Annotated in this window: 9 protein-coding genes, 1 tRNA gene and 1 pseudogene; 8 read left to right on the plus strand and 3 right to left on the minus strand. The window is 43.7% G+C overall.

The window, feature by feature from the left end:
* A pseudogene (locus B147_RS27165) lies at window positions 1-189 on the minus strand (hypothetical protein); the annotation flags it as partial.
* Window positions 190-231: 42 nt separating this feature from the next.
* Complete coding sequence (locus B147_RS29915) at window positions 232-693, minus strand: abortive infection system antitoxin AbiGi family protein (protein ID WP_020585675.1); 462 nt, start codon at window positions 691-693, stop codon at window positions 232-234.
* A 1,109-nt stretch (window positions 694-1,802) separates the two neighbouring features.
* Between B147_RS29915 and B147_RS0102490 the strand changes: the two genes are divergently transcribed.
* The 7 genes from B147_RS0102490 (at window position 1,803) to B147_RS0102525 (ending at window position 9,181) form a co-directional block, all read left to right on the plus strand.
* Window positions 1,803-3,218, plus strand: coding sequence for a radical SAM protein (locus tag B147_RS0102490; protein ID WP_020585677.1), 1,416 nt, complete (start codon window positions 1,803-1,805; stop codon window positions 3,216-3,218).
* Between the two features lie 152 nt (window positions 3,219-3,370).
* Window positions 3,371-4,036, plus strand: coding sequence for a hypothetical protein (locus B147_RS0102495; RefSeq protein ID WP_020585678.1), 666 nt, complete (start codon window positions 3,371-3,373; stop codon window positions 4,034-4,036).
* A 185-nt stretch (window positions 4,037-4,221) separates the two neighbouring features.
* On the plus strand, window positions 4,222-5,256 hold the full coding sequence (pstS, locus tag B147_RS0102500; protein ID WP_020585679.1) for a phosphate ABC transporter substrate-binding protein PstS: 1,035 nt from the start codon (window positions 4,222-4,224) through the stop codon (window positions 5,254-5,256).
* A 78-nt stretch (window positions 5,257-5,334) separates the two neighbouring features.
* The gene (pstC, locus tag B147_RS0102505; protein ID WP_033396756.1) at window positions 5,335-6,312 is read left to right on the plus strand and encodes a phosphate ABC transporter permease subunit PstC; all 978 of its coding nucleotides are present in this window, start codon (window positions 5,335-5,337) and stop codon (window positions 6,310-6,312) included.
* Complete coding sequence (gene pstA, locus B147_RS0102510) at window positions 6,309-7,187, plus strand: phosphate ABC transporter permease PstA (RefSeq protein ID WP_020585681.1); 879 nt, start codon at window positions 6,309-6,311, stop codon at window positions 7,185-7,187. Before pstC ends, pstA begins: the two co-directional genes overlap by 4 nt.
* 129 nt (window positions 7,188-7,316) lie before the next feature.
* A complete protein-coding gene (pstB, locus tag B147_RS0102515; protein ID WP_020585682.1) occupies window positions 7,317-8,144 on the plus strand; it encodes a phosphate ABC transporter ATP-binding protein PstB in 828 nt (275 codons plus the stop codon).
* Window positions 8,145-8,887: 743 nt separating this feature from the next.
* Complete coding sequence (locus tag B147_RS0102525; protein ID WP_020585684.1) at window positions 8,888-9,181, plus strand: hypothetical protein; 294 nt, start codon at window positions 8,888-8,890, stop codon at window positions 9,179-9,181.
* A 318-nt stretch (window positions 9,182-9,499) separates the two neighbouring features.
* Here the strand turns inward: B147_RS0102525 and B147_RS0102530 are convergent.
* Window positions 9,500-9,575 (minus strand) — tRNA-Thr (locus B147_RS0102530).
* 396 nt (window positions 9,576-9,971) lie between these two features.
* Here B147_RS0102530 and B147_RS0102535 point away from each other — a divergent pair.
* Window positions 9,972-10,937: an AAA family ATPase gene (locus B147_RS0102535; RefSeq protein WP_020585685.1), complete on the plus strand. Its 966-nt coding sequence runs from the start codon at window positions 9,972-9,974 to the stop codon at window positions 10,935-10,937.
* Window positions 10,938-11,014 lie beyond the last annotated feature (77 nt).

Raw genomic sequence — 11,014 nt, forward strand, 5'->3', positions numbered from 1 at the left:
TCCATGTCTATAATAATGGGCAAAATTACAGAAGGGACATTTGCCGTCTGCGTCAAAATGTGATTCAATACATTCGACAACCTGACTATCATCGGAGAGATATGTAAGGGCATTCAGCAAGCTACTTCGTTGACGATGATCCATTTCGGTGATTTTAAGCAATAATTGTGAAAAGTCTTTATTTTTCATGATTTCCTCCTTCTTGGAGTATATCCAAAAGATAGAAATCATTTATTGAGTTTCAACATTTAAAGGGAACATAGCCTTCTTTTTTCCATTACGTGTCAATATACCACTGTGATTTTTGGCATAGCTCTTTATACGTAGAATCTCAGTACGCTGCTCTTTGGTTAAATTTGTATTTTTCTTATCTCTTCTTTCTTTAATTAAATTGCTAATACACTGTGAAAAAAGGGATTTTTCATCAATGTAAATAACGGGATTTATACCATTTTTTTTAGCCCATTCTTTGCTAAGTCCAATTCCAAATTTACCATAAGCGGAGAAGTGCTGTTGTGAATTAGACAAAGGTATATCACAGAAAGAAACCATCGGATGAGCAGCGTTCGACTTGGTTCCTTTTAGTGCAAGTTCTTCAACACAATATTGAACCTTGAACCCTTCACTAAGGATAGATTTAAGAATTTTAAAATAGCGAGTGTAATGAATAATTGAATTTGTGCTTATTGCCATATTGTGAATTTTACTCCTTGCACATCTAACGCCGCAAATCAGCGGCGCGGTTTACCTCGTTCGTTGGAGTTATCTTGTTCGGCATAATGCTCTCTCCTAATTATATTTGATTTTCTCCAAGAGCTCAAACGTATTTGTGGCCTTTAAACAGTACCACATGGTGAAATCATTAACATTATCTGAAGAGGTATCAATTTTTTTCCAACTCGCCACACAGTTAACCAAGCACTTATGGTATGATTGAACTTATTTTCATAAAATTATTCAGGGCCATATCTTGTGTCTGCCCTGGCCAAGGCTTCCTCGTAAATATAAGTGAAATGAAAAATGCAGGTTTAAAATGGTTGCGGTTTTGGTTGCAGGTTTTATCCAAAAGCAGACAAAAAAAGAAAGAATATAGGAATAGACGTCTTGAAACAAAGGCTTTTAGGGGCTTTTACTGCAATAACAACGGCTTTGGGAGCAGGATGTCGGAGGTTCGAATCCTCTCGCCCCGACCACTAAAATAGCCTTTTGGACGATCCGCAACAAAAGCAGTTTTTTTATTTTGAGAGCCTTTTATGTGAAAGGTTATTTTTTTGTCTTTTTTAAGGCCACCCGATTTTGATAACAGGTCGTTCCGAGATTCGGGTTGCCCGTACAGATACCGAAAATCGGATTCTATAATTCCTTTTTAATACGTTCCAAAAATAGGCGTGGCTTGCGGATAAAATGGTGTTTCCGGGTCCGGAATCTTAATGGCAGAGAGCTATGAATTCCTAAAAAATTATAAATAGGAATTATTATTTCTTTTTATTCTCTTTCATCTTCCCCCAACCCTCAAGCTTTCTTGACGTATAATTTATAAATATGATTAAAATCAAATAGTTAAAAGTAATTTGCCTTGTGGCATCCATCCTGCAGATTCCTTTTGTTTTTTTTAATGTAAGGCACTCGGAAGAAATAATTCCCGAAGGATTTGCATCGATTTTTTGTTCGTATTCAAGGTGCGCCAAAGGTGGCGTATCGGCATACATGCAGCTTGGTGCAACGCGGATATGGATAAATAGGTATGGAAAAGTGATGCCTTATTTATTCCGAGGCTTTAAGTACAGCAAAGGTGAAACCCTATGGACATAGCCGTCCAAATCCGCCAAACCCGCAAAGCATTCCCGGATCTTTACCACACCATGCACTGGCTCTCCCCCGGGGCATCCAGTGCTGCTGAAACCATGCGACGGGAACTGCTTGATCAGATATCCACCCATAACCAGGCTAAGTGGGAATTCGCCGGAACCAAACTATATACCCGAGCCCTCTCCCCGGGCTGTACTCTGTGCGGACAAGGGACCTGGTCATGCCTGTTCATAAACGGCATCTGCAATGCCCGATGCTTTTACTGCCCATCTGAACAAAAAGACCAGGGTCCGCCGATGACAAGCTCAATTGAATTTGAACGCCCAAAGGATTATGCAGACTATGTCAAAAAATTTGGTATCCGGGGCGTGGCGTTCAGTGGGGGAGAGCCCATGATCAGCTTTGACCGAATTACCCGTTTTTTAGATATCCTTGGCCGAGAGGCACCTGATATTTCCCACATCTGGATGTATACCAACGGCACCCTTATCACCACCGAGCGGCTGAAACTCCTCAGAGACTACGGTCTTAATGAAATCCGTTTTGATTTGTCAGCGGTGGACTATGCCCTGGACAACCTGAAAAAGGCCGTGGGAATCATCCCTATTGTAACGGTGGAAATCCCGGCAATCCCCGAGGATATAGAGAAAACCAAACCGCTTCTCAGAAAACTTGTCGACCTTGGGGTCAATTTTCTCAACCTACATCAAATTCGGTGTACCCATTTCAATCTGCCAAAATTGATCCGGCGGGGCTACACCTTTTTGCATGGTCCCGGGGTGGCGGTACTTGAAACCGAGCTTACGGCTCTGGAACTTATTTTACACAGTCTGGATAATGACATAGACCTGCCCATCAATTACTGTGCATTCACCTATCGCCACCAGTTCCAGAAAGCTGCGGCAAGAAAACGAAATGCAGATCTTATCAAAAATGGGTGGGAGGATATTACGTCCACCGGGTTTATCCGAACCATGACTCTTTCAGGAGAGGCCGGTACGGTCAAAAATATCTCAAAACATATTGAAACAAAAGGCAAAAAAGGAACAGACTGGACTGCCGGAAAAGACGGCATCACTATCCCCCGAAGCCTGTGGCCCAAGAGCCGGGATCTTTCTTGTTTGACCCTGACGGTTAAATACCATGCCACATCCTTGCGCGCTACGCCATCAATGCGTTACCCACATAAACCGATTCAGCTGAATAAAGATCGGCAGCTCATCATTGAAAAGGACGACCGGCACCCGGGTATTCAAATTACCGGTCCGCAAATTTCTGCATTCGCCGCAAAATTTCTGGGCCTAAAAGAACCGTATTCCAATCAGGCACAACCCGGCCTTGATTCCAAATTGGAAGAAAAAATTTGTGATTTTGAAACTTTTTCTCCGGGCCTTTTCCCCTATTATTAGGGGCCTGATAAGCGTCGTTAAGAATTGAATCTGCGCCTTGACAAAGACTGAATGCCTGCTCTAATGTATGCCTGACTTACGGCTTTCAGAGCAAGCAAAACAAAATACATCTGTCTGCCCCTATCTGTTGACCATTACAACTTGGTGAAAGAATGCCTGCTAAATTCAGGATTAATCTTGAGGCAGTGGAATATTATCTCAGGACGGTCCAGAAAAATTTTGAACAGATTAATGACCGCCTGGATATGCGCCGGGAACCCATGCGGGATGAAATTGTCGAAAACATGCTTGCCGGCTACCGTTACATCAATAGCCTGCTTGATCAGGATTTAAGCATGGTGGAGCAGAGTGGGCTGCACCATTTTCTTGAACTCAATCACATTGTCCTGTGCGGAGAAGACTTAAAAAAAAGAAAGGATTTCCAGCAGCATATTCTGGCCACGAGCGAGCGGTTTTACAGTCAAAAGGAATTCTGCATCAAGGATCTGCGTTCCTGGGCAAAGGGTCATAAGCATGTGACATCCTGGAAACGCGCCGCCGGCATATATATTCTCCACGTCAGCCAACCCCAGCTCTTTTTTGAAGGCAACCACCGGACCGGCGCACTTTTGATGAGCAGTATTCTTGTCCGTGGCGGCAAGCCCCCTTTTGTTTTGACCGTGGATAATGCCAAAGCGTATTTTGACCCTTCAAGTCTTGCCAAAGCCACAAAAAAGGATCTGATGGGGAAATTATATAAACTCCCGAAAATTAAAAAAAATTTTGCAAAATTCCTTGAAGCCCAAGCCAACCCGGAATTACTGATCCGGCCGTCCTGACTCCTGCCTCCCCCTCCCAATTTTTGAAAGCCAGGCCTAAAGCGACTTTACTCTTTCTTTAGTGCTGACTTACAAGCCCCTCATCAAATCTTAACAAAATCATAACATTTCAAAGGTACTAATACTGATCGTGTTGATTCTTAACTTAAAAGAATAGTTTGAAATGTTAACAATAGGAGAAACAAATGAAACTTAAGTCTTTAATTAATGTTGCTTTATCCGCTGCTGTTGCAGCATCTTTCATGATTGCTGGGACCGCGACAGCAAGTGAAATGAAAATCACCGGCGCCGGTGCCAGCTTTCCCGCGCCCATTTACAGTGAATGGTTCAAAGATCTCGCCAAACAGACCAATGGCGCAATCAAAGTGGACTACCAGTCCATCGGTTCAGGTTCCGGCATCAAAAACTTCATTGCTCACACGGTTGATTTCGGTGCCAGTGACGCAGCCATGAAGCAGAGCGAAATTGATCAGGTACCTGAGGGCGTTCAGCTGCTGCCCATGACCGCAGGTGAGATTGTTATTGCCTACAACCTGCCCGGCATTGAAGGCCTCAAGCTGCCCCGGGACGTATACCCCGAAATTTTTCTGGGCAAAATCACCAAATGGAATGACGCCAAGATCGTTGCTGCCAACCCCGGTGCCAAGCTGCCTGACACACCCATCACCGTGGTTGTCCGTTCTGACAAATCCGGTACAACCTTTGGCTTTACCGGTCATTTAAGCGCCATCTCTTCTGATTTTAAATCTTCTGTAGGCCAGGGCAAAATGGTTCAGTGGCCCGCCAGCAACATGGTAAAAGGTAAAAAGAACGATGGTGTAGCCTCCGCCATCCGCCAGACCCCAGGCGCCATCGGTTACACCGAATACGGTTTTGCCAAGCTGAGCAACCTGCCCACGGCATGTCTGGAAAATAAAGCCGGTAAATTTGTATGCCCCGGCCCCGAAGGTGGCGCTGCCGCACTTGCCAACGCTGTTCTGCCCGAAAATATGATCGTGTTCATCAATGATCCTGAAGGTGATGCATCCTATCCCATTGCAACCTTTACCTGGATGCTGTTCTACAAAAAGAACAAAAGCGCAGAATTGGCCACAGCACTTCGCAGCATGGTTGAATACTGCCTGGATGAGGGTCAAAAAATTGCCGACAAAGCCGGTTATATTCCCCTTCCTGAAAGTGTTGTAGAAAAAGTTAGAGCCGCTTCTAAGAACATTCAGTAAAACAATCCTCTTTCTTGATCAGGGGCGCTTTCATGTAAAATGGGAGTGCCCTTGTTTCTTATCCGGAGACGTAAAAAAATGGCCGACAATGAAATTTTGGGTAATGTCGGTGGCAGGACATTATCCAAACCGCCCACCCCAGGCGACATTTTTTTTGACAAATCATTTAAATTCTTAACCCGGGCTTTTACCTGGGCAACCATTTTCCTTCTGGCGTTCATCGTCTATAAAATCGGAGGGAAAGCATTGCCCGCCTTCCCAGACCTGGGTATTAAATTCCTGTTCACATCTACCTGGGATTCAAGCGAAAATGTGTACGGCATTCTCCCCCAAATCTGGGGTACACTTTATAGTTCATTTCTTGCTCTTATTCTTGGTGGGTTTTTCGGAATCACCATTGCCATATTCATTACCCAGGATTTTCTTCCATATAAAGTTGAATTTGTATTAAAAAATATTATTGAGCTGCTTGCTGCCATTCCAAGTGTTGTTTACGGGCTTTGGGGCATTTATGTTCTGATACCCCTGATTCGGCCGTTTGCCAATTTTTTGTACGAGTACCTGGGTTGGATTCCTTTTTTTTCCACCCGGCTTTCGGGTCTAGGCCTTTTTCCGGCAGCACTGGTTCTGTCCATTATGATCCTGCCCACAGTTGCAGCTATCTCCCAGGACGCTTTCAAAGCCATACCTCATAAAACCAAGGAAGCCGCCTTTGGCATGGGCACCACCCGTTGGGAAGCCATTTTGTGGGTTATGCTGCCCACAGCATCCGGTGGTATTTTCGGTGCCCTTGTACTTGGTTTTGGCCGGGCACTTGGTGAAACCATGGCTCTTGCCATGCTTGTGGGCAGTATGTCCACAATTACGCTGTCAGTTTTCTCTCCGGCCGACACCATCGCAGCCCTTCTGGCCAACACCTTTCCGGAAGCAAATGTCGGGCTTGAAACCAGCGCATTGATGTATGCGGCTTGTGTGCTTTTGCTGATTACCCTGGTCGTTAATGTTGCCGGTGCTCTCATTGTTGCCAAGGCAACACCTGGAGGAGGTGAAAGATGAACGATACCAATCTTCAATTACCCCAACTGGAACGTCAGCCCATGGAGCCAAGAGCGCTTAAGTCAATTGTTTTAAGCGCCATTACCATTGTCTGTGCCGTCACAGCCTGTATTCCTTTATTTTCAGTGCTTCTCATGCTGGTGTACCGTGGCGGTAAGCGACTGACCTTTGAACTGTTTTATTCCTTGCCCCCGGGCGCATTTGACGCCCCGGGTGTCGGTGGTTTCGGGAATGCCATCCTGGGGACCGCGTTTATGGTGGGCATTGCCGGTTTGATCAGCATCCCATTCGGCATCCTGGCAGCGGTTTATCTGGCAGAATTTGACCCCCACAGCAAAATTTCCGAAATAGCCAGATTCTGCGCAAAAACCATGACCGGTCTGCCGTCTATTATTGCCGGTGTTTTTGCCTACGCTATTGTTGTCCTTGTCATGGGCCATTATTCATCCTGGGCCGGGGGCGTAGCCCTTTCCCTGCTGATGATCCCCACCGTCATGCTCACAGCCGAAGAAGCCATTAAAATGGTGCCTAACCCCATGCGTGAAGCCGCCTACGGCATGGGATGCACCCCTGCCCAAAGCCTGGTCAAGGTTATTTTGCCCGTTGCCATGCCGGGCATCATCACAGGTGTTGTCCTTGCCGTGGCCAGGGCTGCGGGAGAAACGGCACCATTGCTGTTTACGGCCCTTTTTTCCGAAAGCTGGCTTTCCCCCAACGATCCCACGGCATCACTGGCCGTTCTGATCTACAACTGGTCATCCAGCCCCTATGAAAATCTCATTGAACTGGCTTGGGCTGCATCGCTGATCCTTGTTGTACTGGTATTTGTCCTTAACGTTGTCAGCCGTGCCATTGGGGGGAAAACCAAACTGTAATTTTAGATCATGAATAACAGCCTTGGGCTGATTTGGTCCATCAACACCCAGAATCAGCCTACAATTAAATAAAGCTGTAAGATCTGTGTTGCTTACACAGACTTTCTTATAAAAGGAGTATAAACATCCATGGAAGCATTAAAAGAAATTGATGCAAATGAACCCTATGAAATCGACCTGCCTGCGGATGTTGCATTGGATTGTAAAGCCGAGCAGATTTTTTACGGTGATTTCCTTGCCGTCCGGGACAGTCATGTACCCATAAAAAGAAACCAGATCACCGGTTTTATCGGGCCGTCCGGTTGCGGTAAAAGTACGGTGCTTAAAAGTATCAACCGCATGAATGATCTGATTCGGGGATTCCGGTTTGTAGGTGATGTCCATTTCCACGGGATCAATATCTATGCCGGCAATATCGACCCTGTGTCGGTTCGCCGGAATATCGGCATGGTGTTCCAGCAACCCAACCCGTTTTCAATGTCCATCTTTGACAATGTGGCCTTTGGCCTGCGCTTGAACCGGTATAAAGGCAACATGCACGAAAAGGTAGAAAAGGCGCTTCGAGGCGCAGCCCTGTGGAAAGAGGTTAAGGACAAGCTTAAAAACAACGGCCTGTCCCTTTCCGGCGGCCAGCAGCAGCGCTTGTGCATTGCAAGGGCCATTGCCACAGAACCCCGGGTTCTTCTTATGGACGAACCCTGTTCCGCACTTGATCCCATTGCCACCCGCCAGATCGAAGAACTGATGGTGGAGCTGAAAAAACAGTTTACCGTTGCCATCGTAACCCACAATATGCAACAGGCTGTCCGTGTGGCGGACCAGACAGCCTTTTTTTCCGTGGACATCTCCAAGGGAGGCCGTACCGGCTACCTTGTTGAAATGGGCCCTACCAAGGAATTGTTTGAAAATCCCCAGGAAGAACTGACTAAAGAATATCTGCACGGCGAGTTCTCCTGATCCGACTCCTTTTGCACTCTTAAGCGTAAAACCCCTTGAAAAGATGCTTTTCAAGGGGTTTTTAATTCCGAGCCGCTACATTTAATGACTGGCATAGTTGTCAATATGTTATTACTTTTTTTATCTAATAATTGGATAATTAATTATCGAATACCACTCCCTCCCTCACCTATATAAAATCATAACATCCTGTATATAAAGAGATTTTGATAATGGTATGTATATTGCATATAGAACAATTAGTAAGAATAATAAATTTAAGATTTAAGCCGGGAGGTTAAAGTTGAAAACAGCACTTTGTTTTATTATTGTAACAGCCTGTATCCTTACATCCTCGTTCGCATTTGCAGATATCATTTCTTCTTATACCCGGACAAGTTTTAATTTTGTTTCTATGATAGGCTTAGGACTTTGTCTTCTGGGTCTTGCAAGGTTCGGCAGGAAGATTACCTAAAGCCGATGTAATCAGTTGAGTTGTGCCCGTTGGAAGCGGGTGTTTCATATAACAGCCATGGGCTGACCTGGTTTTCACCGTGGTTCAGCCCACAACGAAAGTTGAAAGATCTGTGTAGATTACACAGACTTTCTTATGAAAAAGGAAAATGCAGACAAAATGAATACAAAAAGGTCCGAATCAGACCCGGAGAAAATATAAATTTTCATGGCTGGATTGGCAAACTATACGTCGGCGTTTTCGTTGACACAAAAGATCTAATCTTTAATATCAGTGAGATGGAGGTGTCATGGAAATAACAAAAGAGCAAGTTGACCATATCTTTAAACAGACCAAAAACACGGAAGAAGCCTTGATTGCTCTTTATAAACTTATTCTGCCAGACTGGGAACAAATCAAAACATCAAAAGGTTTTCCGCTGATCGGTAAAGACGGTTGGCTGTATATCTGCAAATGTTTTATCAGATTAAGCAAACCTACAGATAACGGTTTCCCCGGATTATGGCTTAACAAAGGTTTTGGCAGTAGCGATTATCTGCCAATGTGGACGGTTGATTTAAACCATTTTTATCCGATTTATTAAAAATGACCAGAGGAGCATAAAATTCCTTTGGTGTAACGAGTCCCCCCCCCCACACAGCAAAACCGATGGAATTAAGCAATAGTCAGTGGGATTAATTCCTTGCGCACTCAGGTGAACAAAGCGTAACAGGAAGAATAAAACTCATATCTGCGATATTAGAGACAGCGCTTTCCGGCGCTGTTTTCTTTTTGTGCTTCGTCTATGTTCAATAAATAAAATGGGGTGCATTTTACGCCCGATTTTTATCAAAAAACAGAGCAATAAAGAAAAAAGCGTTTTCAGCAAAATGCAAAAAACGCCTGATAGCCTTGGTTTTATTGGAGCCGGCGCGCGGATTCGAACCGCGGGCTTTCTCATTACGAGTGAGATACTCTACCAACTGAGTTACGCCGGCTTTTCAACGTAAACACTATATATCAGGGCTTCCAGTGATTTTCAATCAAAAAAGTATATCCCGCAAAGTGGCGCAATATAGACTATTTTTCCTGTGTATGCGGGAAAGATGCGGGAAAAAATTGTGACAACCCCATCCTCGTCCCATCTTTAGTTTAATTCCATACTTGGGAGTCGAACTAAACAAACACCAGTTGAATGCCTGTAGAGCCAAATCAATTTTATATTAAATTTATTCTTGCCTTTCGTTGTCAGGAATGGTTAATCTTCAAATAAGCTGAGTCTAAACTTAAAGAAAATTTATCCAGCGCTTACGAAATATGAATAATCTTCATATGAACAAACATATCTTATTTAGACTGCTATCCACATCCTTTAATAAAATAAGGATATAAACATGAAGAAGTATCTAAATTTAATTATTGCTCTATCAGGACCGCATGGCGCTGGGTGTAGCTCCCTTGCGGATGATCTTGAAAAAATCGTCAATAATTGGCCTGGTTGTTGCGCAATTAGAATACATGTAGCGGATTTAATAGAACGATATTACCATCTAATAGTCAATGAGGCTCTATCTGTAAACAAAGATAGTCAGCCTCAAAGAAGACAAGGCTTGCAAGAAGCTGGTACAAAAATGAGGAGAAAAGATCCTGAGAGTATTGGGAAAATTATTTCTACAGAAATTTATCACAGCGGGCTTAAGTTTGAAGAAAAACAAGACCAAAATATTAATACAATAGTTTTTATCGTTGATAGCCTTAAAAACAAATACGAATTAGAACTACTCAGAAAAACATATGGACAGGAATTCTATTTTGTTTTCGTACATGCCGATAAGGAAGGGCGATGGCGAAGGTTAATCGATTATAAATCATGGGATAAAAATGATAGAGTTGAATTTGAACAAAGGGATCAAATTGATCAAGAAGAAAAAATATTCGACCCAACGGTTAAAGCCTTTGGACAGCAGGTGCAAAAATTATCATCCAAAGCGGATTATTACATTGTTAACAACACTAATCGTGAAGACCTAAAAGAAGACGGACAAAGGCTCATTGATTTGCTTTTTGGCAGTGACAGTAATCAGCCGACTTTCCATGAGAGAAATATGCATATTGCCTATTCAGCCTCTAATTCTTCATTTTGTCTCAGCCGACAGGTTGGTGCAGCCATAGTTGATCAAAATGGAAACATTCTGGGTGTCGGGCATAATGATGTCCCAAAAGCCATGGGAGGCTTATATACTAATGGTGATGTTGATGATAGACGATGTTTTGCTGTGGGCGACAGACGTTGTATTAATGACACAAATAAAGAAGAACGCTATGATTTGTTATTAAAAAATAGGCTATGTTCCCTTTAAATGTTGAAACTCAATAAATGATTTCTATCTTTTGGATATACTCCAAGAAGGAGGAAATCATGAAAAATAAAGACTTT

It is taken from the genome of Desulfobacter curvatus DSM 3379, from assembly GCF_000373985.1.
GTDB classification, from domain to species: Bacteria; Desulfobacterota; Desulfobacteria; order Desulfobacterales; family Desulfobacteraceae; genus Desulfobacter; species Desulfobacter curvatus.